Raw genomic sequence first — 24838 nt, 5'->3', positions numbered from 1 at the left:
ATGAAGTAACATATTTTAGGGAGGAACTACATGGAAAAAAACGAAATGATTGATCAAAAAAACGAACAAACACAGCCTTTAACACCAAATAAAATGGGAACGAAGTCAATGTTTCCGCTAATTATTTCAATGGCAGTGCCGGCAATGTTCTCTATGATGATTCAGGCTCTTTATAACGTAGTAGACAGTTATTTTGTTGCACAAATCAGTGAAGATGCCTTAACAGCCGTTTCTTTGGTGTTTCCAATTCAAAGCCTGTTGATTGCTCTTGGAATTGGTACTGCAGTCGGAATTAATTCTCTGGTATCAAGACGCCTTGGCGAACAAAATTTTTCGGAAGCAAATTCTGCGGCTACACACGGAATTCTTTTAGGTCTTCTGAATTATATTGTTTTTTTTATCATTGGCTTTTTTTCACGTCCGTTTATCGAATTGTTTACAAGCACACCAGAAGTCATCGAAATGGGCACACAGTATATGCAGATTGTATGCTTCTTTTCTTTTGGCGTTTTTGTGGAAGTCAATATTGAAAAGTCCCTACAAGCAACCGGGAATATGCTGTATCCAATGATGTTCCAGCTGATTGGCGCTGTTACCAATATTATCTTGGATCCTATTTTTATCTTTGGATTATTTGGAGTCCCAAGAATGAGTGTAGCTGGTGCAGCAATTGCTACTGTTTTGGGACAAATTCTTTCAATGATAGTAGCACTTATCGTTCTTACAAAAAAAGAACACGAAATTACTGTTTCTTTTCACCATTTTCATATAAATGGAAGAATTATTAAAAACATCTACGAAGTCGGACTGCCTGCAATTGTAATGCAGTCTATCGGTTCCGTGATGGTAATGGGAATTAACGCAATTTTGATGTCCTATACCGAAACGGCAGTTGCTTTCTTTGGTGTTTATTTTAAACTGCAATCTTTTGTTTTTATGCCTGTTTTTGGACTGAATCAAGGGATCATGCCAATTATAGGGTATAATTTTGGCGCACAAAATAAAGGCCGTATGAAAAACTGCCTTCGCTACGGAACCATTATTGCTGTGGTGATTATGATGATTGGCGTTGTCGTGTTTTGGACGATTCCAAATCTGTTGCTGGGAATTTTCAATGCTTCCGATGTGATGCTTTCAATAGGCATTCCTGCGCTTAAAACGATCAGCCTCTGCTTTATCCCAGCTGCTATCGGAATTACGTTCTCGGGCGAATTTCAGGCAGTAGGGAAGGGAACTTACAGCCTTCTCGTCTCTTTATTAAGACAACTTTGCATTTTACTTCCGGCTGCTTATTTGCTGTCCATCTTGACACACTCTTTACCGTCAATTTGGTATGCTTTCCCAATTGCAGAGTTTTTCTCTTGCATCGCAAGTATCTTGTTGCATGGCCGAATTAAGAAAAAAATGCTTTCTAAATTTTAAACTTAAATGGATATTTTTTAAGCAGCCTGTTCTTTTACAAAACAGGCTGCTTTTTGTATGATTGCTGTTTTTAACGCATATATTTTTTCGGGCGGTGAAAAAAATGAAGCATTCCCGAAAAAACAAATTGACTATTTTGGCTTTGGCTCTCTGTTGTACAGGGCTTTTAACGTTAACTTTTTGTTCCTATCATCAGGCAGCTAAACTTGCAGCGGCAAAAGTCAATCCCAATCCACCGATTATTCTTGATGCAGGGCACGGTGGGGAAGATGGAGGCGCTACCGGAAAATCTCAGCTGCCGGAAAAAGATTTGAATCTTGCAATTACCCAAATGCTGCAAAAAAAGCTATCGGACTCCGGTTATCAGGTAATCATGACTCGAGACAGCGATATTTCTTTAGGGGACCCTAAGCTGTCTACTATACATGAACGCAAAACCTCTGATATCCACCAGCGGCTTGCTATTTTACAAGGAACTCCTGGCGCTGTTTTTATCAGTATTCATCAAAATTATTTTAGCGAAAGCAGATACTGCGGTGCACAAGTTTTTTATTCCAAAAACGATACGCAAAGTAAGACTCTGGCAGAATCCATTCGAGCCAGCATTGTGAATTCTGTTCAACCGGATAATGATCGTCAATTAAAGCCAGCTACCAGCAGTATTTATCTTCTTTGGCACGCGAAAAGTCCGGCAGTTTTAGTGGAATGTGGCTTTCTCTCCAATGATTCGGAAGCAAAGCTTTTAAATGATTCGGAATATCAGGAAAAAATTTCCTGCGCAATTTTCGAGGGCATCAACGCTTATTTAACAAACCCTTCTGATCAGACTTCTTCTGGGGATTGAAGAAAACGATCATTTGTAGTAAACTAAAAGTAATTAAAAACAAGTAATTAAAAATTTGAGCTTTTTGCTTTGTGAGGAATATTATGTCTGGAAAATCCAAAAGTATCTATGTCTGCAGCCAATGCGGATATGAATCCCCAAAATGGTATGGAAAATGTCCTGGCTGCGGCGAGTGGAATACAATGAACGAAGAAATTAGGGAACCTGTTCGAAACGTGTCCCCAAAATCTACGCTATATTCGATGAAAGGTCGTCAGCATCCACAGCTTCTTTCTGAGATCAGCACCGATATAGAAACTCGATATCAGACTGGGGTAGGGGAGTTGGATCGTGTATTAGGAGGGGGAATTGTAAAAGGTTCTTTAATCCTAATCAGTGGAGAGCCTGGAATCGGTAAGAGTACGATTTTACTCCAGATCTGTGAGCATTTAGGGAAAGCACTCCGAATTTTATATGTATCCGGAGAAGAATCCAGTCGGCAGATTAAATTGAGGGCTTCCAGACTCCAAGTCCATTCAGAAAACCTTTTGATTTTGACTGAGACGGATGTTCAACTAATTACAGAGCAAATTCGTGAAACAAAGCCGGATCTTGTGATGATCGATTCCATTCAAACGATGAATCTCTCCGAATTGAATTCTGCTCCCGGCAGTATCACGCAGGTTCGTGAATGCACAAATTTATATATGAGAACAGCAAAGGAACTGGAGATTCCCACTATATTAGTAGGACACGTTAACAAAGACGGCGCAATCGCGGGACCAAAGGTTTTGGAACACATCGTAGATGCCGTATTATATTTTGAGGGCGACCGTCAAATGAGTTATCGGATTCTACGAGCGGTAAAAAATCGTTATGGTTCTACCAACGAAATTGGTGTTTTTGATATGGGAGACCATGGATTAAAAGAAGTTCCTAATCCTTCTATGGCGCTGCTTTCCGGTCGGCCAACTCATGTATCTGGGACCTGTGTAACATGCGTTTTAGAGGGAAGCAGATCTATTTTAGCAGAGATCCAAGGACTTGTTACAACAACAGGATTTGGAAATCCGAGGCGAATGTCTACCGGGTTTGACTATAACCGTATGAATTTACTTTTAGCGGTATTAGAAAAGCGTGGAGGTTACTATTTTTCTAATTTGGACGCTTATTTAAATGTGGTTGGTGGTCTGCGATTAGAAGAACCTGCTTGTGATCTTGCGGTTGCGATTGCTCTGATTTCCAGCTTGAAAGATTTGCCGGTTCCGGAAGATACCGTCGTATTTGGAGAAATCGGTCTTGCAGGAGAAATTCGATCGGTTTTGCATGCCGATCAGCGAGTCAGCGAATGTGCAAGAATGGGGTTTAAGCGTTGTATCCTTCCGGCAAACTGTTTAAAGAATCTAGAAGGGCGCTACAGCGGGATTGAACTTATTGGAGTGAAGAATATTCGCCAGGCAATTGGGGCTCTTGGAGGCTAACACAGTCTCCACTTTCATAGTCAGAGCGTTTCATCACATAAACACAGTGAACACAACCGTTTGGCTGATAAGGGCATTCTATCTGACAATATCCATCTTTTTGATAAGTGCAATCTACATCACAATGAACGATCATAGAAAACTCACCTCATTTTTATATTTGAATTTTATAAAAGTATGAGGATTTTGGGGATAAGATATACATAGAAAAGATAAAAATTGTGCTCGATAGCATTGAGAATTACTTTAATTACTTTTTATGATTTATAATCTAATTATACAAAATGAATATTTTGTATAATTGAGGAGGGGGAAAATGGAGCAGCCAGCTTTTGATTATTCCGATGCACCGGATATCTTAAAACGCTTTCTAATTTATTTGGAAGCGATCAAAGGAAAATCTCCCAAAACCGTACAGGAATATTATTTTGATCTTCGCACTTTTTTTAGATATTTAAAATCTAGTCGCGAACTGGTTCCACCAGAAACTCCATTTGAAAAAATTTCAATTTCCGATATTGATCTTGAACTTTTAAAAACCGTTGATTTAACAGAAGTTTATGAGTACTTTCATTATCTACAGACCATACGACATAATCATGCCGCAGCACGTTCCCGTAAAGTCAGCAGTTTACACACCTTTTTTGAATATCTGACCAATAAAACCAATCAGCTGAAAATCAATCCCGTTCAAGAATTAGAGACTCCAAAAACACCAAAAAGACTTCCTAAATATTTATCTCTCGAACAAAGTATCGAACTGCTGTCGGCAGTAAAAGGGCCTTATAAGGAACGCGATTATTGCATTTTGACTCTATTTTTAAATTGTGGAATGCGTCTTTCTGAACTAGTTGGGTTGAACCTTACTGATGTTCGGCATAATAGCGGAACTTTGAGGATTATTGGTAAAGGAAATAAAGAGCGAATTGTCTACTTAAATGAAGCCTGTCAGGATGCCATTAATCGTTATATTGCAGTTCGGCCAAAAGATCATTTGATTGATCGAACGGCACTTTTTATTAGTCGGCAGCACAAACGTATTAGTCCTAAAACGGTACAAGCCTTAGTCAAAAAATATTTGGCAGACATTGATCTGGGTGGCCCTGGATACAGTGTACATAAGCTTCGCCATACAGCAGCGACCCTCATGTATCAAAAAGGACATGTGGATATTCGAGTTTTGAAAGATATTTTAGGCCATGAAAATCTTGGCACTACAGAAATTTATACGCATTTGTCTGATCAACAAATGGAACAGGCTGCAGAATCAAATCCCTTAGCGCATATTAAACCAAAATCAGATCATAAATAAAAAATACGCAATAAAAAAATAGAGACGGATTTTCCGTCTCTATTTTTTTAAGCCTCTCTTCCCCGTTTTCCTGTGATCTTTAGCCAAGCTTTGCACGAGGATGACAATGATTATAAACCTCTTTAAAATGATCGTTTAAAAGACGAACATAAACCTGTGTAGAGGAAATATCAGCATGACCAAGCATCTGCTGAATATCTTTCAATTCTGCACCATTTTCGAGTAGATGAAGTGCGAAAGAATGACGGAGTGTATACGGTGTAATTTCTTTTGTAATCCCAGCAGTTTCCGCATACCCTTTTACGATTTTCCAAAATCCCTGGCGTGTTAAACGACGTCCATTTAGGTTCGTAAAAAGTGCCTGTCCGCCATCTGGCGAAATAATCATTCTACGGACACGAAAAATATAATCCGAAATGGCTGTCACTGCTTGTGCATAAACAGGAATGACTCGCTCACTTTTCCCGCTATGGCAGCAGAGAACGCCTGTATGCAGGTTAATATCTTCCACATTCAAGTCTACCAATTCAGATGCACGGATTCCCGTAGCATAAAGCAGCTCCAACATTGCTTTATCGCGGCAGCCCTTTAGTTCTTTTGCATTCGGCTGCGACAAAAGCAATTCAATTTCCTCACCGCTTAAAATCTGAGGAAGCTTTTTTTCCGGTTTGTCTAGTTTAATCCCTTTCGCCGGATTTTCACTCACACTTCCATTGATCATCAGAAATTGGTAAAAGCAGCGAGTAGAAGCAATATGACGAGTAATGGTAGCATTCGATTTTTTCGCATCTTTTAAATATTTTACATACTGATCTACTGTTGCGGAATCAGCATCAACGGGGAGTGTTTTTTGCTCTTTCAAAAACTCCAAATAATTTTGTAAATCTCGTAAATAAGAATCCAAAGTATTATTGGAAACCTTTTTTACTTTCATCAAGTAATTTTTAAATTCCGCACAGTAATCCTTCATCCTTTTCACTCTCCTCTCTCTAAAAATCATAAAGTCAAATTTAATCATGCAAAAATAAATTTCCCAGAAAATCCAACGGATAATACCGTATCAAGTGCAGCGCCGACAATCGATAGTAACAACACAATTCCAAATTGCTGAAAGTATGTTAAAAGTTCCGGTGGTGCTTCTTTGCCAAATAGTCCGGCAGAAGAGATCCTTTTAGAAAAGCTCCAAGAAAAATTAGAGGCAAAAAGGACGGACAAACAACTGAAAAAAGCACCTGGCAACAAAATTAAACCATAAAAGAAAAATCCCTGCATTCCGCGCATCAAATACAAATATCCGCCTGTAATTCCGATTCCAATCCCTCTAAAAAAAGGAATCATCGGAATAAAAAAAGCTCCCCAAACGGAAAGCCCGCATAAAAAGCAGGCAAATACAAATAAAAATGAAGCAGAGATAGACGATGCAAATTTTTGCCCAGCAGTTTCTGTTGTCAAAGAAGAATAATTGCTAGCAAAAAGCTGTTCCACTTTTTGCAGATGAGAAACATCTAATTTGACTGATAACAACGCTCCACAGATGACTCCAGCAAGTAAAATAACGGCCCAAAGAGCCAACCGATGATACTTATGAAGTGCCTCCGAAATCACGCTGAGATTAATCCGATTTTTATTATAAGAAATAACGGCTTTCATGCACATACATCCTTTCTGCTTTGTTTGTCCAGAAAAGATATATGAATCATTGTTCCGAAATATGTTATCTAAAAACTAGTGGGGATTTTTTACCAAAACGGTACTTGATGGGAGTTTCAATCCCTTGTATTTACTTACTATATACCATTTTAAAGCGTTTTTCAACACCTTTTCATACATTTCCTTAATTTTTATGCATTCCTCATTAATTTATGTAACGAGGATTATGTAACCTATTTCAGAATTATGTAACCTTGATTATGAAATTCGAAAATGTATAGAAATGCATAAAAATACACGTGCTGCGTATCTGGCACAGCACGTGTATTTTTAATACTATATCTTGTTAAAAAACAAGTTTTATGATTCTGAATGAAAATCCGCCATTGCTGCCTGAATCATGATTGCACATTCCAAACGTTTTTTCTCAAGGTCACAAGAAATTTTATGTGCTTTCAAAATATCATGCTCATATTGATTATTATTTGCGTTGCATCCACCGCTGCAATAAAATTTTGCCCAACATTTCATACATTCTGATTTTGCGTATACATTTGCTGCAGCAAATCGATCCTTCATTGCGTGATCATAGGTTCCATCCAGAACACTTCCCATTTTCCATTTGTCGTCTCCTACGAATTGATGACAAGGGAAAATATCGCCCTCTGGGGTAACAGCCACATATTCGTTTCCACAGCTACAGCCACGCAGACGTTTGATTGCACAGGGACCCTGATTCAAATCAATCATAAAATGGAAGAAGTTAAACCCTCTTCCCTCTTTTCTGCGTTTGATAATCTCCTGAGACAGTCGATCATATTCTTCAAACACTCTGGGAAGATCTTTTTCTTTAATTGAGTAATCCAGTTTTGGGTCTGATACAACAGGCTCTACTGAAATCTGATCAAATCCTAAATCCACTAAGTGTAAAATGTCTTTTGTGAAATCCAAATTATATTTTGTAAAAGTGCCGCGAGCATAATAGTCTTTGTCCCCACGAGAGGCAACCAACTTTTGAAATTTCGGCACAATTGCATCATATGATCCGCTTTTCCCATCAGCACGAACGCGCAGACGATCATTTACTTCTTTTCGTCCGTCAATGGAAAGAACACAATTCGACATTTCACGATTAATAAAATCAATCTTATCATCGTCGAGCAAAATCCCGTTTGTCGTAATCGTGAAACGGAAATTTTTATGATGCTCTTTTTCTAAAGACCTAGCATAACGAACCGTCTCTTTTACAACATCAAAGTTCATGAGGGGCTCTCCGCCAAAGAAATCCAGCTCGAGATTATAGCGATCTCCTGAATTTGCAATCAAAAAATCTATTGATTTTTTTGCAACATTCAGCGGCATCAACATACGCCCACGACCAAAATCACCTTTTGCCGCAAAGCAGTATTCACAGCGCAAGTTGCAGTCATGTGCCACATTTAGACACATTGATTTAATGGGAGCTCCCCGCATCATACCTGCATACTGCGCATAATCGTCGGAAGAAAAAAGTTGTCCCATTTTTTGCAGTTCTAAAAGTTCCTGATGGGCTTCCTCTAAAACATTCTTACCGAATTTTGGCTGCAAAGCAGCAATTGCTTCCTGCGGAAGCTTGTCCGGTACCTGATCATCACAATAATCAAGCAGTGCAAAAGGCGCCTCATCAAAAAGATGAACCGCACCAGAGTTGGTATCCAGAACAATTCTATAGCCATTTAAAGCATACTTATGGATCATAAAACGATACTCCATTATTACAAAAATTAAGGGACAGAAATCTGTCCCTTTGAAATGCTTTGTTTAAAATAGCGGTTAATTACCGGTTTTTGTTCTCACATTTCTGGTTTGCTACCGTGCAGGAAACCTTGCAGGCAGACTGGCAGGAAGCCTGGCACTCGCCGCATCCGCCTTTAACAGCACTTTCTTTTAAATTAGCCTGATTTAAAGTTTTAATCTGTTTCATATGTTATACCAACCTTTCGACTTATTTTTTCTAATTGTACCATAATTTCAGGCTAAAAGAAAGTCCCTATTTGATTTTTGTAGGTTTTCCAGCCATTACAAAGCCACCCAAAGCTCCCGCCAAGCTCATAATAATCAGGCGCATAAGAACAGCTGCCGCATTTTCAACCTGGCTATGAAGCATTCCTGCTAACAGACAGATTAAAAACAACACCACTCCGCAGATAGCACCTAAAATCAATCCGCGCTTTTTCCCAACTTTCGCAGCAACTAGCCCTGCTAAAAAGGCACTGACTCCGGAAATCCCCAAGATAATCGTTTGAAGGTAGTCTTGTGGAATCTGTCCGATGCTGGTAATTACCCATGCACAAATCAGCAACAGCACGGCACAAAAAATCGTTCCGAATATCGTGCCAAACAGGACTGCACGAAAAATGGTCAAAGCCGGTGAAGTCGAAGAAAAAGCTACTACTCTCTTTTTATGTGACATAAAAAAGCGCCTCCCGCTCGATCTGTTACAATCGTATGCGGAAAGCGTACGGGCTATTCATAATTATTTATCGGATTTTTTACTGGCTTTTTTATCTGCTTTATCGTCTTTCTTTTCAGGCTCATCGCGAATCGTATCCACGCTGCCGATTGACCAACGCTTTACACGCATCTTTACACGATCTGTTCCAGTTTCAATGATCAGAGAATCGTCATCGTCTTTTATTCCGACTACTCTGCCAACAATACCGCCAATCGTTGTAACGTCATCACCGATCTCAGCACTTTTGCGCATCTGATCTTCTTGCTTTTTCTTCTTGTTTTGTGGACGGATCAGGAAGAAATAGAAACCGAAAATAATTAGGCCATAAAATACCCATATCCACCAAGTATTGTCCATGCTGTTTTACACCTCCAAAAATATAGGAACACAATGAGATCATTATAACAAGGATTGTCGCTTGTTGCAAGATGTTTTTAAATTCGAATGCTGATAGAGGGCAAAACTTTTGAATAAAATTGTTCAAATTCATTTTTATCCAATGAATCACGAATTTTTTCCATCAGTGTATTATAGAAATAGAGATTATGAAGGACCATGAGACGCATCCCCAACATCTCGCCAGCCTTCATCAGATGGTGCACATAAGCCCTCGTAAAATGACGGCAGGTAGGACACTGACAGCCTTCTTCTATTGGCAGCATATCTAGCTCATACTTTGCATTCATCAGATTCCGAATCCCTTGCATTGTAAATGCATGGCCGTGCCGCGCATTTCTAGTAGGCATAACACAATCAAAGACATCAACACCGCGCCGAACAGATTCTAGAATATTAGCCGGCGTGCCTACCCCCATCAGATAACGTGGACGATCTTTCGGCATATAAGGTTCGATCGTTTCAATAATATCGTACATAACGTCGGCACTTTCTCCGACAGCCAATCCGCCGATTGCATATCCCGGCAGATCGAGTTCCCGAATTGCCTTCATATGCTCAATTCTCAAATCCTTGTAGGTTGCTCCCTGATTGATTCCCCAGAGCATCTGCTGCGGATTAATCGTATCTGGAAGAGAATTAAGACGTTCCATTTCCGCTTTGCAGCGAATCAGCCAGCGAGTGGTACGCTCTATCGATCTCTTTGCATAATCGTACTCTGCCGGATTTTTCATGCATTCATCAAATGCCATCGCAATCGTACTTCCGAGATGGGATTGGATCTGCATGCTTTCTTCGGGACCCATAAAAATTTTATGTCCGTCAATATGAGAGGCAAATGTCACGCCTTCTTCTTGAATATTGCGGAGCTTCGCCAAAGAAAAGACCTGAAAGCCTCCACTGTCTGTTAAAATAGGCCCATTCCACTGAGTGAATTCTTGAAGTCCACCGAGTTTTTTAACTTTATCATCTCCTGGGCGCAAATGCAGATGATAAGTATTGCAAAGCTGTACTTGACAATGAAGTTCCTTTAGATCAAGTGCAGAAACAGCCCCTTTGATTGCACCGTCTGTTGCAACATTCATAAAAGCAGGTGTCTGTACAACTCCATGCACAGTAGTAAGCTGTCCACGCCGTGCAGCACCCTCCTGGTTTAAAAGCTGATACATATCATTTTCCTTTTTAATTTTTTAGTGAATAAACATCGCGTCTCCAAAAGAGAAGAACCGATATTTTTCCTCTACCGCTACTTTATACGCATTCATAATGTGGTCATACCCCGCTAAAGCGGAAACAAGCATAATCAATGTGCTTTCCGGCAGATGAAAATTGGTAATCAGTCCATCCAGGGCTTTAAACTGATAGCCTGGATAAATGAAAATATCAGTCCAACCTTCGCTTTCCTTGATACATCCTTCTTTTGTCGCAACTGATTCCAAAGTACGGCAGCTGGTGGTACCAACTGCAATCACACGTCCGCCGTTTTTCTTTGTCTCATTGATCGCATCAGCGGTCTCTTTAGGAAGATCATAATGTTCAGAGTGCATCTGATGGTCTGTAATATGTTCTGCTGTAACCGGACGAAAAGTTCCTAATCCAACATGCAGCGTAACAAATTCCACCTTAACTCCCATATCACGAACCCTCTGCAAAAGTTCCTTCGTAAAATGCAGTCCGGCTGTAGGCGCTGCGGCAGAACCGACTTCTCTTGAATAAACGGTTTGATAGCGTTCCTTATTTTCCAATTTCTTTTTGATATAAGGTGGAAGAGGCATTTGTCCAATCTGATCGAGAATGCTAAAGAAACTTCCATCGTAGCTGAATTTTACGAGACGATTGCCATCTTCAATAATTTCGAGGACTTCTGCTTTTAAAAGGTTGTCCCCAAATGTAAATTTCGAGCCCGGCTTTGCCCGTTTTCCGGGGCCACAGAGGACCTCCCAAATATCATTCCCACGATTGCACAGAAGAAGAAACTCTACCCTTGCACCGGTACCTTCTTTAATTCCATAGATTCTTGCCGGAAGAACTCTGGAATCGTTCAGGACCAAACAGTCTCCAGGATGAAGAAAGTCAACAATATCATGAAAATGCGCATGCTCGATCTTTCCGGTCTCTTTATCAAGCACCATTAGTCTGGAAGCATCCCGAGGTTCAATCGGCGTTTGTGCAATCAATTCTTTGGGCAGATCGTAAGCAAAATCCTTTGTTTTTAAGTCTTTTAAATCAAGTGACATATTTATTTAATCTCCTTACCGACAACTTCCAAAATTTCTTTTTAAAATTTGTGAAATGTCATAATCTTTTCTTATTATAAATAAATTGACAATCAATATCAAGCCATGGTAAAATAAATACTTGATAGAGGCGCAAACTGCATGAGTATGAAAGAGTAGGATTGCCGAATTTCCGAAGAGGCTTTCAAAAAGGGTCGTTTGCCGAAGAAAATTGTTTGCGGCAAAACAAACTTTCTGGTTGTGTCGTTTGCGAAAGCAACTCAACTGTCATCATTGCGATGGAGTGCTATCGGATTCGGAAAGATATCTCGAATTCGTTCAGTATCAGATACTAAAATGATGACCGGCTTTGTCCGGCTTTTTTTATTGTGTTTTGCTAATAAAAAGAAGTTTCTCTATCATTAAAATTTAGGAGGTTTCGGTCCATTATGAAACAGTACAAAGTAGGTATCATAGGCGCTACCGGGATGGTTGGGCAGCGTTTTGCGACGCTTCTGGAAAACCACCCATGGTTTCATGTAACTGCTCTTGCAGCAAGTGCCCGCTCCGCAGGAAAGACCTACGAAGAAGCCGTTGCAGGCCGTTGGCTTCTCTCTTCCCCGATGCCGGAAAGCATGAAAAAGATGATTGTGTTTGACGCAGAAAAAGATGTTGATAAAGTGACGGCACTTGTAGATTTTGTTTTTTGCGCTGTAAATATGAAAAAAGAAGATACAAAAGCACTCGAGGAACTCTATGCAAAGCACGAATGCCCTGTTATGAGCAACAACAGTGCAAATCGTCATACTCCTGATGTCCCGATGATCATTCCGGAAATCAATGCTGATCACGCACAGGTGATTAACGCACAGCGCAAACGCCTGGGGACAAAGCGTGGATTTATCAGTGTAAAGTCAAACTGTTCCCTGCAAAGCTATGTTCCTGCAATTCATCCGTTGATGGATTTAAATGTTACTAAGGTTCTGGCCTGCACTTATCAGGCAATTTCCGGCGCCGGAAAAACATTTAAGACCTTCCCGGAAATTATTGATAATGTAATTCCATACATTGGTGGTGAGGAAGAAAAGAGCGAACAGGAGCCCATGAAGATCTGGGGTCATGTGGAAAACGGAAAAATCGTAGAAGCGACTTCTCCTAGCGTTACCAGTCAGTGCCTGCGTGTTCCGGTATCGGATGGTCATATGGCAGCTGTCTTTGCCAGCTTTGAGAAAAAGGCTTCTCTAGAAGAAATTATTGAGCGTTGGGAAAACTTCAAAGGAGTTCCGCAGGAGCTAAATCTGCCAAGTGCTCCAAAGCAGTTTCTTCACTATTTCCGTGAACCAGATCGTCCTCAGCCTCGTCTGGAGCGTAATCTGGAAAATGGTATGGCTGTTTCCATCGGACGTCTTCGCCCGGATACACAATATACCATTAAATTCGTATGCTTCAGCCATAATACGCTTCGCGGAGCAGCCGGAGGCGCAGTTTTAATGGCAGAACTTTTGGCCGCAAAAGGCTATCTCGACTAAGTGTTCGGAAAAATTTCGAATGCCAATTTTATTGGAGGAATTAATTGAATTATGAAGCAGCCTTTGTTTACCGGGTCTGCTGTCGCCCTTGTTACCCCTTTTCATGAAGATGGTTCTGTAAATTATGGGCAGCTCGAGCAGCTTCTGGACTTTCACCTGCGAAATCACACAGACGCAATTGTTACTTGTGCGACCAGCGGTGAATCTCCAACATTGACTTCTGAAGAATATTCAAAGATTATTGATCTTACCGTTCACAAAATTGGGGGTAAAATCCCAGTAATTGCCGGAGCGGGCAGCAATTCTACGGAAAAGACGTTAGAGCTTTGCAAAACAGCAGAAGCTCTCGGAGTAGATGGACTTCTTCTAGTCACTCCGTTTTACAACAAGACTTCACAAAAAGGTTTAATTGCACATTATACTTTTCTGGCCCAACGAGTACAAAGCCCAATTATTATTTATAATGTTCCATCGCGTACAGGTTTAAACGTTTTGCCGTCTACCTATAGAGAACTCAGCTATTTGCCAATGATCAATGGTGTAAAAGAAGCAAACGGAAATATTTCTGCTGTTTCTGAAACCATTGCACTTTGTCAAGATGAATTAAATATATACTCCGGCAACGATGACCAAACTCTGCCGATGATGGCTCTTGGTGCAAAAGGTGTTATTTCAGTTTTTGCAAATTGCATGCCGCAAGAGATGCACGATCTGTGTGCAGCAATGTTGTTGGGAGATCTAAAAAAAGCAAATGAGCTTCAAGTAAAATATTTGGATCTTATGAATGCACTTTTTACAGATGTAAATCCAATTCCTGTAAAAGAAGCTCTGAAAATGATGGGCATGAATTGCGGTCCTTGTCGGCTGCCACTGACAGAAATGGATGAATCCAAAAAAGGACTTTTAAAAAATGTTTTAAAAAGTCTTTCTCTTCTCTGAAAATTTTATAAAACAGGATGTGTAAAAAAATCATGGGAACGAAAATTCTGATCAGTGGATGTAATGGTCACATGGGAAAAGTAGTTGCTCAGGAGTTGGAAAATCGAAAAAGCGCTCAAGTGGTTGCGGGTGTTGATTTAAGTTCTGCCCCCTGCAAATTTCCAGTCTATTCGAATCCAATTAATGTAGCGGAAAAAGTGGATGTTATCATTGACTTTTCTAATCCGGCAGCACTTTCTTCCCTACTGTCCTACGCAAAGAGCAAAAAGATTGCGGTCGTTTTCTGTACAACCGGATACAGCCAGGAACAGGAAAAAGAGATCAAAGAAGCTTCTGAAGAAATTCCTATTTTTCGGTCTGGAAACATGTCGATTGGAATCAATCTGCTGATTGAGCTTGCCAAAAAAGCTGCAAAAATTCTTGGGACTGATTTTGATGTTGAAATCATCGAAAAACATCACAACCAAAAATTAGATGCTCCCAGCGGAACAGCATTAATGATTGCCGACGGCATTTCTTCTGTTCGAGACGAGACTCATTATGTTTTTGATCGCCACTCTCAGAGAAAGAAACGCGAAAAAAGTGAGATTGGCATTTCATCTATTCGCGGCGGAACCATTATTGGAGAACATGAAGTAATGTTTGCCGGTCACCACGAAGTGATTACATTAACCCACTCCGCTCAATCGAGAGAGATTTTTGCAATCGGTGCAATTAACGCTGCTTGCTTCCTTGCAGGAAAACCAGCCGGATTTTATCAGATGTCCGATCTTTTAAAAGAAGGGGGGCAATTTTAATGCGTGAAAATGAATCGATCTCAACTACTAGTGAAATTACTCTTGTGACTCTACTTAACTGTCCAGTTGATCCTGATTTTATTGCGAAGGTATTTGAAAAGATCGCAGATTTAGGTGTAAATGTAGATATGATTTCTTTTTCGCCAAATCAAGGGGGATCCACTGCGATTTCGTTTACCATCATGGACGAAGATCTCGGCAAAATTTTAAAATTCACTTCTGCTTTACGAGAAAAAGCACAAATTAAGCCTATTATCAGCAGCAATAACTGCAAGATTAATATTTACGACGAAAATATGGTGCAGACTCCAGGCATGGCTGCAAAAATCTTTGCAGCATTTTCCTCTATTAATACCGATTTTCGAATCGTTACGACTTCCGATGTAGATATTTCGGTCCTTGTAACAGAGGCAGACTATAATGATACGCTGAAAGCAATTCAAGGTGCCGTTCAAAAGAATTAAGCATTTGCAGTTTATAAACAAAAAACAGCTTTTCATTAAAAAATGAAAAGCTGTTTTTTTGTTTTGCTTTATTCTTCCTGCTCCTGCGAATGATCGGCTAAACGTGCTTTTAAATACTCTATTCGGTGATCATGAGTACGAATCGCATTCAACATTCTCTCAAGGGTATCCGGCTCTTCTGTATTTTGAAAGCGCTCATAGGACTCTTTAATTCGTTCTCTGCGTTTTTGAAATTCTTCCAATTCAATCTGCAGAGGAACTTTTTGTCCTAAAGCATCCCCATAAACTGCGATCATCGTTTGCTTTGCTTCTGCAAAAGAAACCGTGTCATTTTCGGCCAGTGCCATACTCTCGATTGCTTTCAGAAGTAGGCGTTCTGCAGGTTCTCCTGCATGAAGGCCCTGCATCACTTCGTCACGCAGCTGATGAGCTCTGGCTAAATCACTTTCTCTTTGTTTATCATCCATCATAAAAATCCTTTCTCAAAGAATTTAAGATTTCTTCAGTTGTTTTACGATCTCTGGATCAGGAGTGCAGTAAATCGTCTTCTGCTCTCTGTAAATCACCATACCAGGCTTTGCCCCCTGCGGTTTACTGACATAGCGTACGAGCGTATAATCCACGGGGACTTGAGCAGAATCTTTCGCGTGACTGTAAAAAGCTGCCAAAGAAGCGCATTCCAAAATGGCTGTTTCGGAAGGGGCTTCCCCAGAAATTTCTAAAATCACATGGGAGCCTGGAACTTTCTGTGTATGAAACCATAGATCATTTTTATGGGCTTTTTTTAGAGTAAGCAAATCATTTTGGTGATTATTTCGCCCAACCAAGACAGAATACCCATCACTCGTCATAAATTTCCACGGAATGGATTCTTTTGGCTGCTTTTGTTTTCCGCCTTTCGGAATTCTGATATATCCCTGTTCCATCAATTCTGCGCGGATTTCGTTAAGATCCCTTTCGAGTTCTGCTCGTGAAAGCTCATCAAAAACGGTATCAAGATAATGAAGCTCTTCTTCTGCTTCATGAATCTGGACGGTCAATATTTGTTCTGCCGTGTGTGCTTTTCGATATTCTTTATAATATTTTTGCGCATTTTGATTGGCCGTTAAGGCTGGATCCAGAGAGATCGTCTTCATTGGCATCGCTTCTTCATAAAAGTTTTCAAGCTGAACTGAAGAAGCTCCCTTCTCAATCCGATACAAATTTGCACTCAACAAGTCTCCGCAAAGTCTCAGTTCATCGCGTTTTGCACATTGTTCCAATTCTCCCCGCTGTGTGTTGATCTTTCTGCTTAACCGGTCTGAGGAGGTAGAAAGAATATGAAGCAAATCGCGACTTTTTATCCGCATTCGCTCGACACGATCTCTTTCTCCATAAAAATCATCCAACAATTCAGAAAAATTTTCTTTTTGATCGAGTACCTCCTGCGTTCCATACTGATGAATCGGCAGAAATGAAAAGTCAAATGGTTTTTCATTGTTGGATATCATATATGGAGTTCCAGAGCAATGAAGCACCGTTTCTTTTAGTTGTCCCAAAAAGAAAATCGTACGTTCTTTCATTTCATTAGAAAGAGTGTGATTAAAAAGTTCCTGTCCCCCGCCAATTTGAAATTGCAGCTCTCTGCATACGATTGGAGAAAGTCCTTGTACGCTTTTCAAAAGGGCTTTTGAAAGTTCCATGTCGGCGGGCAGTGATTCAACTTTTTGAATGATTTTTTCTGGAGAGAAATCTAAAAGGCAAAGCTTTTCCTGCGGCGGGGGCAGCTGATAGGTAATTCCCGGCAGTACCAAACGCTCAGAACTCATCTCTGCATTTACCCGCTTTAAAGCATCGATTACTTTCCCATTTTTATCAATTAAAATCAGATTGCTGTAACGGCCCATGATTTCCGCAGCAAGCGTCAAACGGACAGAGTCTCCCAATTCATCAATCGCATCAAAATCGAGCAGCAGAACGCGCTCTAGCCCCGGCTGACGAATCCCGACTAGTCTTGCTCCAATTAGTCTCTTTCGCAGGAGCATACAAAGCATCGGCGGAACCTTTGGATTTTCCGGAATTGAAGAGATGAAATGGATTCTTGCACTGTTCGCTCTGGTAGAAAGCAGCAATTTCCAGATTCCTTCTCTGGAGCGCAGAATCAAAACAACTTCATTCCGATTTGGCTGATAGAGTTTATCGACCCTTGCTCCCAATGCCGTTTCTTCAATCTCATGTTTTAAATGATGTAAAAATGCGCCATCTAAGGCCATGTGTTAAACTTCCCCCTTAAAGATAAAAAGCCGGACTTTTCATAACAACCGATTTTATCCAACAGACTTCTGGAAAACGGGTCTCTAATTTTTTACGGAGTGGTTCGATGACAACATCTTCTGTAAAGAAATGCCCGGCATCTATCAACGTATAATGATAAGAGTTAGCTTCCACCAGAAAATTGTGCTTACTTTCTCCCGTTACAAAAGCATCGCATCCCATCTGCATAGCAGTTTCGAGTAGATCGATTCCACCGCCACTGCAAAGACCAACTGTATGAATTAGTTTATCTCCTTTTGTATAGCGAAGGCCATCAGCATGTAATGATTCTTTTACAAACTTTGCAAACTCAAAAGGAGCCATTGGTATTTTCAAATCTCCCATCAATGCCTCTCGGAATCCCGGTGCATATTCTTTTAAAGTTCTGATGTTCGTCAATTCCAGACGATCAGCAAGACAATCATTGACTCCACCATGAGCCATATCCAGATTGGTATGCGCACAAATAGCGGCGATCCCATTGCGAACCAATTCATAAGGAGCTGTTCCTGGAATTAGCTTTTTGAGAGGCGTAAAAATAACCGGATGATGACTTATGATCAATTGAGCACCTTTTTGCTTTGCTTCTTCTATTACACCCGGAGTAATATCCAAAGCCAAAATTGCGGTAGAGACTTTTTCGGAACCATCCCCGACAAGAAGCCCCGGGTTATCAAAATCCATTGCATGATTAAACGGAGCAAAACTGTCAATATATTGATAAACATCAAGCGCTTTTGTCATCATAATCCTCTCCTCTTAAAAATTTTCTAGCTTTTGGATCGCCAAAATTGCGGCAGCATATCTTTCTTCGTCTGCTTTTTTATGAGAGATCATTGCTCCCCTGCGGCGCTTCTCCAAATCTTCCAGTTCCTTTTGATAGTAAGCTTTTCCGGCTTCAGAATCCGCACGAATTTGCCCAATATATAAATCTCCTGGGTGACGGCGGATTTTCTCCGGCGCGTAGGAAACCAGCATCACAGAATAGACTTTTTTGTCATCAATGACAGCTTCTTCTTGCTGCGTAAAAAATCCATTTTCAAATAAGAATGCTCTCAGTTCGAAAGCTTTTGACATTGGCTGTAAAATCCAATGCTTCTGAGGATTTTTAACCCATGATTTCTGTGATAGAATTTTCATAATCAGTTCGCCGCCCATGCCGGCTATCACAAAATCATCTGCCTCATCCTCTTCAATTTCCAAAAGCCCATCAGAGGTTCTGGTTTCCACGAGATCAGAGACGTTATACCGCAGGAGATTTTCCTTGGCATTCTGAAGAGGCCCTGAACGAATATCTGAAGCGATCGCATAAAGGATTTTCCCTTGTTTTGCTAAAAGAATTGGCAGGTAACCGTGATCTGTTCCAATATCACATAATCTAACCCCGGAACGAACAAAAGAGGCACAAAGCTGCAAACGTTCTCCAAGCTTAGGAAAAGGATATCCCATTTATATTTTCGCTCCTTATAATCAGATGCCGTCCGGCAAAACGATCTGTCGGACGGCGTTAGCAATTATCTGAAAGATTTCATTTAGAGAAATGCTGGTTTAATTTTTCAATCAGTTCGTCCGGATTGATGCCATGTACCATACAGGCTTCTTCAAGAGTTTCTCCTCTAGAAGCAGGGCATCCGAGACAATGCATTCCCATTTCTAAAAAATAAGGAGTCGTTGATGGATCTATATCAATAATATCTCCAATAATGGTATCTTTGGTAATCTTCATAAGAGATTCCTCCACACTTTTTCGATTTCTTTTTTCTTTTATTATAGTACTCCAAAATTTCTTTTGCAATACAAAATGGTGCCTCAGGTTTTGTCTGAGACACCATTTAGATGATGGTTAGATTAAAGAATCAACTTAACCCTGCTGCTCCTTCATCTTTGCAAAGCACTCACTGCAATATACAGGACGGTCTTCACGCGGCTTAAAGGGGACTTTTGCTTCTTTACCGCAGTTTGCGCAAATTGCGGTATACATCTCACGTGCCGGTCTAGCGGCATTCTTGCGGGCATCGCGGCAGGCCTTGCAACGCTGGGGCTCATTTACGAATCCCTTGGAAGCATAGAACTCCTGTTCGCCGGCGGTGAAAACGAATTCAGCGCCACATTCCTTGCAGATGAGAGTCTTGTCTTCGTACATTTGATTTTACCTCGCTTTGGATGATAAGATTTTGCCCCTAGACGGATTCACACCGTCGCCTTTGATTAACAACGCTCTAACTTAAGCTACTAGGGCATATAAAAAAGAAAGCGATCACTAAAATGTTTGTCTAAGCTTAAGGCGGGCACGTTGTAGAGCATTATCAGCCGCTTTCGCAGTAATCTTTAACTGCGCTGCAATTTCAGAATAGCTGTTCCCATTAAGATATGACCTTAGCACTTTTTGTTCCATTTTAGATAAGTTTTTTTCAATTTTATGCTTGAGAAGTTCGAATCCTTCTATTGCCATAATTCGCGCTTCTGGATTTTCTTCTTCGGGAGAAAAAAGTTCTTCTTTCTCAAAAAGCGGAACAGAAACATTGAGTAAACGGTTTTTATCATTTGTTGCTTTGCGATAAGCAGATAAAATACGATTTCCAATACAAACTGCTGCATATGTTCGAAAAGAGGCTGTTCCTTCTGGCTGAAAACTACAAGCGGCAGAATAAAGTCCCATTAGACCTTCCTGACAAAGATCGTCTCCGTCTAACATTGCACAGCGATAAGGCAGAACCTTGATCCTCACCAAGGATAAATAGCGCTCTGCAAGTTCTGAAAACGCATCTGGATTTCCGGCTTTTATCAAAGCTGACAACTCAATATCAGAAAGCCCCTCTTCCGGCGTTTTCATACTTGTTTTCACACTTTACACCTCATGAACATCCAATTGAAAAACTGTCATTATCATACAGCATTTCCCAAGTGAAGTCAATAAATATTTTTCTAGTTGTCCAAAAATTGTTTTTTATATTGCAGAGGTTTCATAAAATATCACAAAATATAAGCTTTTTTTACCTTTTTCTAAAGGAAAAGTTGTATAATAAAGGGAGTTTATCCGGAGGAGGTAAAAAATGGTCACTCAGATATGTAGCATGGGAATTTACGGGTTTACTGCATTCCCTGTTTATGTAGAAGCAGACGTAAGTCGAGCACTTCCATCCTTTGAAATTGTTGGGCTTCCGGATGCCGCTGTACGGGAATCCAGAGACCGCGTCCGTTCTGCAGTTAAAAATTGTGGGCTCTCCTTCCCTACCGGAAAAATTATTGTAAATCTGGCTCCGGCAAATCAAAAAAAAGAAGGCTCTATTTATGATTTGCCAATTTTTACGGCTCTCCTCTGTGCCTCCGGTCAATTAAAAGGGGATTTTAGGGATACCGTATTTCTTGGAGAGCTTTCTCTTTCTGGAGAACTTCGGCCTATTAAAGGAGTTCTTCCAATGGCGATTGCCGCTTTCGAAGCAGGATTTCAAAAAATGATTGTCCCGAAAGCCAATGCAGCCGAAGCTGCTGTTGTGGGAGGCATGGAGGTTTATCCAATTCAAGACGTGAAGGAACTTTTGAAATTTCTTCATGCAGAAATTAAAATTTTACCACAAACCCCCGAAAGCCCAAATTTAAAATTGGAACAGGGCTTACCCGACTTTGCGGATGTTCGTGGGCAGGAGCAGGCCAAACGTGCTTTGGAAATTGCCGCTGCCGGTGGGCACAATATTCTTTTGATCGGTCCTCCCGGTTCCGGAAAAAGCATGCTGGCAAAATGTCTGCCTTCTATTTTGCCCGATTTGAGCTTTGAAGAACAAATTGAAACGACGAAGCTTTATTCAATTGCGGGAGAGTTGCCCGAAGGTTCTTCCTTGATTCAAAAAAGGCCTTTCAGATCCCCTCACCATACCGTTTCTGCTGCGGGATTATCGGGAGGCGGACAGATTCCTCATCCCGGGGAACTTTCACTTGCACATAACGGGGTCCTCTTTTTAGATGAACTCCCACAATTTAATCACACTGCTATTGAAGCACTTCGGCAGCCTTTGGAAGATGGCACTGTTACAATTTCCCGCGTTAGCGGTACTATTCGCTATCCCTGCTCTGTTATGTTGGTTGCCGCAATGAATCCATGTCCATGTGGATATTATGGCCATCCAACTCGAGAATGCATCTGCACTCCTCAAGCTGTCAGCCGCTATTTAAACCGTGTTAGTGGGCCGCTGCTCGACCGCCTTGATCTTCACATTGAAGTACCACCTGTTGCTTATGAAGCTTTAGCTAGTAAACAAAAAGCGGAACCCAGCAGTGCGATAAAGGAAAGAGTTCAGGAAGCCAGAGAAATTCAGGATCAAAGATTTTCCGGCACTAATATCCGGTCAAATGCAAAAATCACACCCGAATTTTTACAGCAAGCCTGCAGACTGACCCCATCAGCAGAAATACTTTTAAAAAAAGCATTTCAAAAGTTAGGGCTCTCTGCAAGAGCTTATAACCGTGTGTTAAAAGTCTCAAGAACGATTGCGGATCTTGACCGACAGAAAGATATTTTGCCCCGTCATGTGGCAGAAGCAGTACAATACCGGTCATTGGACCGCAAATATTGGAACAGACAAATATAAAGTCAAAAAGAGGACATATCCTATTTTTAGGAATATGTCCTCTTTTTTATAATCTTTTTTCCCAACGTTAATGGAGAGCCAGAAAAGAAACAAATTTCATCAGCAAATTGCTCCGCTTCTTCTAAATCATGTGTCACGAAAATAATAGTCTTTCCTTTTGAGCTGGAACGAATCAAATCCATACACTGCTTTTTAATGGCTGCATCCATCGCATGAAATGGTTCATCTAAAAGTAGCAATTCTCGGTCTGCTGCTAATGCACGAGCCAATGAAACACGCTGACACATTCCGCCTGAAAGAGAAGCAGGTAATTTTTCTTCTTCTCCCTCTAAACCAACTCTTTTTAACCAGTTTTCCGCTTCTATCCTTGTGCTTTTCCTTTTCCCCGGCAAAATAGCCACAATATTATCCTGCGCTGAAAGCCATGGAAAAAGTCGGTCTTCTTGGAATGCGAAACTTACTGAAAAGGGATTGTTGACCATACCTGCTCCGACTGCTTGCAGCCCACATAAAACGCGCAGCAATGTTGTTTTTCCACAGCCTGAAGGGCCTGTCAAACAGGTGATTTTCCCTAGAGAAAAATTCATACTTAAATCTTGAATTACAACTTTTTCCCCGAAAGAAACATTTAAATGGTTAACTGATAATTTCATAAAATTCCCTGCAAATTAAATTTTTGAAGTATTTTTTTCATGCTCCAAAGAATCAGTTTTTCAAATATTACACTTAAAATCACAACAACAATGGTCCATGCAAATAAATCAGTTGTCTCAAGATAAATTTTTGAAGCATAGATATTTCCGCCAATCGATCTTTTTGCATTTGCAAGGACCTCCGCGGCGACGCCTGCTTTCCAAGCAAGCCCCAATGCGGTTGTACAGGCCGCAGAAAAATATGGGAGTACGGAGGGAAGATAAAACAAAAAAAGCTTTCTGCTTTTAGAAAGGGAAAAAGCTTCTGTTACCTCATCTAAATCACGATCTATTTTCTGAATCCCTTCCGAAAGATTGCTCCAAATAATCGGCAAAACCATCAAAAAAGATGCCAATATGGGGACTTGATTTGCAGATAGCCAAACCAAAGCTAAAATAATAAAAGACGCAACCGGAGTGGCCTTTATGGCACTTAGAAGCGGATAAAATAAAAAATCAAGCACCGAAAATTGTGTTGTTAGATATGCAAGAATTGTACCGCAGATAACGCCTAACAAGAATCCCAAACAGACACATCCTATTGAAGCTGTGATAGACTGCCAAAATATCGACTGAACGACCAGCTCGATAATTCTTCTTGCCACCGAGACAGGTGATACTAAAAGGATTTCTTGTCCAATCAGTTGAGCTGCTACCTGCCACAGTAAAATCCAAAATAAAACTGCAAAAATTTTTTTTAAGAAGCAAAAATCAGTTTTCGATGTAATAGAAATCATCTTGCGGAAGTGCTCCTCCTACCGATTTCGAATTAAAATTATATAAAATCTGCAAAAACGGTTGAATGCTATCTTTCATTTTCTGTCCATCAATATAAACAATATTACAATTTGGAATTGCTTTTTCTGCAACTTGTGCAGGGATTTCCAGATAAGTTTCTGCTAATTTTGCAGCTTCGGCTGGAGAAGAATTTGCAAATTGTGTACTCGCTTCATATGATTTTAAGAAATCGTGTACTGCTTGTGGGTTTTTCTCCGCAAATTCTTTGCGTACGACCAAACATCCCATGGAAAGGACACTTCCATCTGAAGTGGTTTTTTCCCATTCTGAGGTCAAATCCAATGAACGTTTTACGCTGCTGTTTTTTGCAAGCACTTGTGTGACAAAAGGTTCCGGCAAAACTGCAATCGATACTTTTCCGGCAATGACTTTTGCTGCCAGTTCACTGTGTTCAGAAGAATAGGAAATTGTAACATCCTTCCCTGGTTCTAATCCGTTTTTCTGAAGAATGTAATTCAACGCATATTCAGGAATTGCACCCTCCCCAGAAGCTTCAATCGACTTTCCTTTAAGGTCCTGAATAGAAGAAACTGTTTCCCCATTTGTAACAAGCCAAAGTACACCCAGGGTATTAACTGCTGCCATCTGAATATTTCCAGAAGTTTTTTGATAAAGTGTTGCTGCTAGGTTTGTCGGAATGGCGGCAATATCTGCGTTTCCTGAAGCTAATGCAGATACAATTTCATCAGGAGCCGTATCAACGGAAAATTCATAAGAAGAATTTTCGGAGGCAGCCTGATCCATCATTTGAAGCATCCCAAATCCGGTTGGCCCTTTTAATGTTGCAACGTGTACCTTTGTCCCACTTATCTGTGAAGAGGCTGAAGAAGGCACCTCAGAGTTCGCTTTAGTAGTACCACATCCAGCAGCAGAAATCAATATTAGAAAAGCCGATGTCAAAGCAAAAATTCTTTTTCTACAAATCATAATTGGATTCTCCTTGCAAT

General features: G+C 40.5%; 27 protein-coding genes and 1 riboswitch. Of the genes, 9 read left to right on the top strand and 18 right to left on the bottom strand.

The genetic code is table 11. The features are described from left to right. The first annotated feature begins 30 nt into the window (after positions 1-30). From ACVS9P_RS05810 to ACVS9P_RS05795, 4 genes are all read left to right on the top strand, one after another. The gene (locus ACVS9P_RS05810) at positions 31-1422 is read left to right on the top strand and encodes an MATE family efflux transporter (RefSeq protein ID WP_452102661.1); all 1392 of its coding nucleotides are present in this window, start codon (positions 31-33) and stop codon (positions 1420-1422) included. Positions 1423-1525: 103 nt separating this feature from the next. After that, positions 1526-2266 (top strand): N-acetylmuramoyl-L-alanine amidase, encoded by a 741-nt coding sequence (locus tag ACVS9P_RS05805; protein ID WP_452102660.1) that lies wholly within the window; start codon positions 1526-1528, stop codon positions 2264-2266. An 83-nt stretch (positions 2267-2349) separates the two neighbouring features. Continuing rightward, complete coding sequence (gene radA / locus ACVS9P_RS05800) at positions 2350-3726, top strand: DNA repair protein RadA (RefSeq protein WP_452102659.1); 1377 nt, start codon at positions 2350-2352, stop codon at positions 3724-3726. 316 nt (positions 3727-4042) lie between these two features. Beyond that, positions 4043-5038: a tyrosine recombinase XerC gene (locus ACVS9P_RS05795; RefSeq protein WP_452102658.1), complete on the top strand. Its 996-nt coding sequence runs from the start codon at positions 4043-4045 to the stop codon at positions 5036-5038. Positions 5039-5117: 79 nt separating this feature from the next. On the opposite strand, the gene ACVS9P_RS05790 is transcribed toward ACVS9P_RS05795, so the two are convergent. The 8 genes from ACVS9P_RS05790 to queA all read right to left on the bottom strand — a co-directional run bounded on the left by ACVS9P_RS05790 (position 5118) and on the right by queA (position 11815). Continuing rightward, positions 5118-6008 carry a tyrosine recombinase gene (locus tag ACVS9P_RS05790; RefSeq protein ID WP_452102657.1) on the bottom strand — a complete coding sequence of 297 codons (891 nt, stop codon included), beginning with the start codon at positions 6006-6008 and terminating at the stop codon, positions 5118-5120. A gap of 44 nt (positions 6009-6052) precedes the next feature. Next, complete coding sequence (locus ACVS9P_RS05785) at positions 6053-6688, bottom strand: stage II sporulation protein M (RefSeq protein WP_452102656.1); 636 nt, start codon at positions 6686-6688, stop codon at positions 6053-6055. A 360-nt stretch (positions 6689-7048) separates the two neighbouring features. Continuing rightward, positions 7049-8425 (bottom strand): thioether cross-link-forming SCIFF peptide maturase, encoded by a 1377-nt coding sequence (gene scfB, locus ACVS9P_RS05780; protein WP_452102655.1) that lies wholly within the window; start codon positions 8423-8425, stop codon positions 7049-7051. 79 nt (positions 8426-8504) lie between these two features. After that, positions 8505-8651 (bottom strand): six-cysteine ranthipeptide SCIFF, encoded by a 147-nt coding sequence (scfA, locus tag ACVS9P_RS05775; protein ID WP_180340795.1) that lies wholly within the window; start codon positions 8649-8651, stop codon positions 8505-8507. A 66-nt stretch (positions 8652-8717) separates the two neighbouring features. Continuing rightward, positions 8718-9140, bottom strand: coding sequence for a TIGR04086 family membrane protein (locus tag ACVS9P_RS05770; protein ID WP_452102654.1), 423 nt, complete (start codon positions 9138-9140; stop codon positions 8718-8720). Positions 9141-9203: 63 nt separating this feature from the next. After that, positions 9204-9539 carry a preprotein translocase subunit YajC gene (gene yajC, locus ACVS9P_RS05765; protein ID WP_452102653.1) on the bottom strand — a complete coding sequence of 112 codons (336 nt, stop codon included), beginning with the start codon at positions 9537-9539 and terminating at the stop codon, positions 9204-9206. Between the two features lie 77 nt (positions 9540-9616). Further along, positions 9617-10747, bottom strand: coding sequence for a tRNA guanosine(34) transglycosylase Tgt (gene tgt / locus ACVS9P_RS05760; RefSeq protein WP_452102652.1), 1131 nt, complete (start codon positions 10745-10747; stop codon positions 9617-9619). Between the two features lie 21 nt (positions 10748-10768). Beyond that, complete coding sequence (queA, locus tag ACVS9P_RS05755; protein WP_452102651.1) at positions 10769-11815, bottom strand: tRNA preQ1(34) S-adenosylmethionine ribosyltransferase-isomerase QueA; 1047 nt, start codon at positions 11813-11815, stop codon at positions 10769-10771. A gap of 117 nt (positions 11816-11932) precedes the next feature. Continuing rightward, a riboswitch (Lysine riboswitch) is annotated at positions 11933-12112 on the top strand. A 131-nt stretch (positions 12113-12243) separates the two neighbouring features. Here queA and asd point away from each other — a divergent pair. The 4 genes from asd to ACVS9P_RS05735 are packed head-to-tail and all read left to right on the top strand — an operon-like array spanning position 12244 to position 15523. After that, a complete protein-coding gene (gene asd / locus ACVS9P_RS05750) occupies positions 12244-13323 on the top strand; it encodes an aspartate-semialdehyde dehydrogenase (RefSeq protein WP_452102650.1) in 1080 nt (359 codons plus the stop codon). A gap of 51 nt (positions 13324-13374) precedes the next feature. Continuing rightward, positions 13375-14262, top strand: coding sequence for a 4-hydroxy-tetrahydrodipicolinate synthase (gene dapA / locus ACVS9P_RS05745; RefSeq protein WP_452102649.1), 888 nt, complete (start codon positions 13375-13377; stop codon positions 14260-14262). 32 nt (positions 14263-14294) lie between these two features. Beyond that, the gene (gene dapB / locus ACVS9P_RS05740; protein WP_452102648.1) at positions 14295-15059 is read left to right on the top strand and encodes a 4-hydroxy-tetrahydrodipicolinate reductase; all 765 of its coding nucleotides are present in this window, start codon (positions 14295-14297) and stop codon (positions 15057-15059) included. Continuing rightward, the gene (locus tag ACVS9P_RS05735; protein WP_452102647.1) at positions 15059-15523 is read left to right on the top strand and encodes an ACT domain-containing protein; all 465 of its coding nucleotides are present in this window, start codon (positions 15059-15061) and stop codon (positions 15521-15523) included. Before dapB ends, ACVS9P_RS05735 begins: the two co-directional genes overlap by 1 nt. Positions 15524-15591: 68 nt before the next feature. Here the strand turns inward: ACVS9P_RS05735 and ACVS9P_RS05730 are convergent, their stop codons facing one another. The 7 genes from ACVS9P_RS05730 to ACVS9P_RS05700 form a co-directional block, all read right to left on the bottom strand. Beyond that, complete coding sequence (locus ACVS9P_RS05730; protein ID WP_452102646.1) at positions 15592-15993, bottom strand: hypothetical protein; 402 nt, start codon at positions 15991-15993, stop codon at positions 15592-15594. Between the two features lie 21 nt (positions 15994-16014). After that, positions 16015-17775 carry an Rqc2 family fibronectin-binding protein gene (locus ACVS9P_RS05725; RefSeq protein ID WP_452102645.1) on the bottom strand — a complete coding sequence of 587 codons (1761 nt, stop codon included), beginning with the start codon at positions 17773-17775 and terminating at the stop codon, positions 16015-16017. 16 nt (positions 17776-17791) lie between these two features. Then, on the bottom strand, positions 17792-18562 hold the full coding sequence (locus tag ACVS9P_RS05720; RefSeq protein WP_452102644.1) for a Nif3-like dinuclear metal center hexameric protein: 771 nt from the start codon (positions 18560-18562) through the stop codon (positions 17792-17794). Between the two features lie 12 nt (positions 18563-18574). Beyond that, complete coding sequence (locus tag ACVS9P_RS05715) at positions 18575-19264, bottom strand: class I SAM-dependent methyltransferase (RefSeq protein ID WP_452102643.1); 690 nt, start codon at positions 19262-19264, stop codon at positions 18575-18577. A gap of 79 nt (positions 19265-19343) precedes the next feature. Further along, entirely contained in the window at positions 19344-19541 is a 198-nt protein-coding gene (locus ACVS9P_RS05710; protein ID WP_452102642.1) for a DUF1858 domain-containing protein, read from the bottom strand. Positions 19542-19676: 135 nt separating this feature from the next. Then, a complete protein-coding gene (locus ACVS9P_RS05705) occupies positions 19677-19958 on the bottom strand; it encodes a zinc-ribbon domain containing protein (RefSeq protein ID WP_180340808.1) in 282 nt (93 codons plus the stop codon). A gap of 117 nt (positions 19959-20075) precedes the next feature. Next, positions 20076-20660, bottom strand: coding sequence for a sigma-70 family RNA polymerase sigma factor (locus ACVS9P_RS05700; protein ID WP_452102641.1), 585 nt, complete (start codon positions 20658-20660; stop codon positions 20076-20078). A gap of 208 nt (positions 20661-20868) precedes the next feature. Between ACVS9P_RS05700 and ACVS9P_RS05695 the strand changes: the two genes are divergently transcribed. Beyond that, positions 20869-22401, top strand: a complete 1533-nt coding sequence (locus tag ACVS9P_RS05695) for a YifB family Mg chelatase-like AAA ATPase (RefSeq protein WP_452102640.1) — start codon at positions 20869-20871, stop codon at positions 22399-22401. A 26-nt stretch (positions 22402-22427) separates the two neighbouring features. On the opposite strand, the gene ACVS9P_RS05690 is transcribed toward ACVS9P_RS05695, so the two are convergent. Genes ACVS9P_RS05690 through ACVS9P_RS05680 form a run of 3 tightly spaced genes read right to left on the bottom strand, consistent with a single transcriptional unit; the run spans position 22428 to position 24818 of the window. Beyond that, the gene (locus tag ACVS9P_RS05690) at positions 22428-23054 is read right to left on the bottom strand and encodes an ABC transporter ATP-binding protein (protein WP_452102639.1); all 627 of its coding nucleotides are present in this window, start codon (positions 23052-23054) and stop codon (positions 22428-22430) included. Continuing rightward, the gene (locus tag ACVS9P_RS05685) at positions 23051-23830 is read right to left on the bottom strand and encodes an ABC transporter permease (protein WP_452102638.1); all 780 of its coding nucleotides are present in this window, start codon (positions 23828-23830) and stop codon (positions 23051-23053) included. Before ACVS9P_RS05685 ends, ACVS9P_RS05690 begins: the two co-directional genes overlap by 4 nt. Further along, positions 23805-24818 carry an ABC transporter substrate-binding protein gene (locus ACVS9P_RS05680; RefSeq protein ID WP_452102637.1) on the bottom strand — a complete coding sequence of 338 codons (1014 nt, stop codon included), beginning with the start codon at positions 24816-24818 and terminating at the stop codon, positions 23805-23807. The genes ACVS9P_RS05685 and ACVS9P_RS05680 overlap by 26 nt, the downstream gene beginning before the upstream one ends. Positions 24819-24838: the final 20 nt, after the last annotated feature.

This window comes from Caproicibacterium sp. NSD3, from assembly GCF_053613275.1.
Note: the sequence above shows the minus strand (reverse complement) of the source record. Positions and strands in the feature narration are given on the sequence as shown.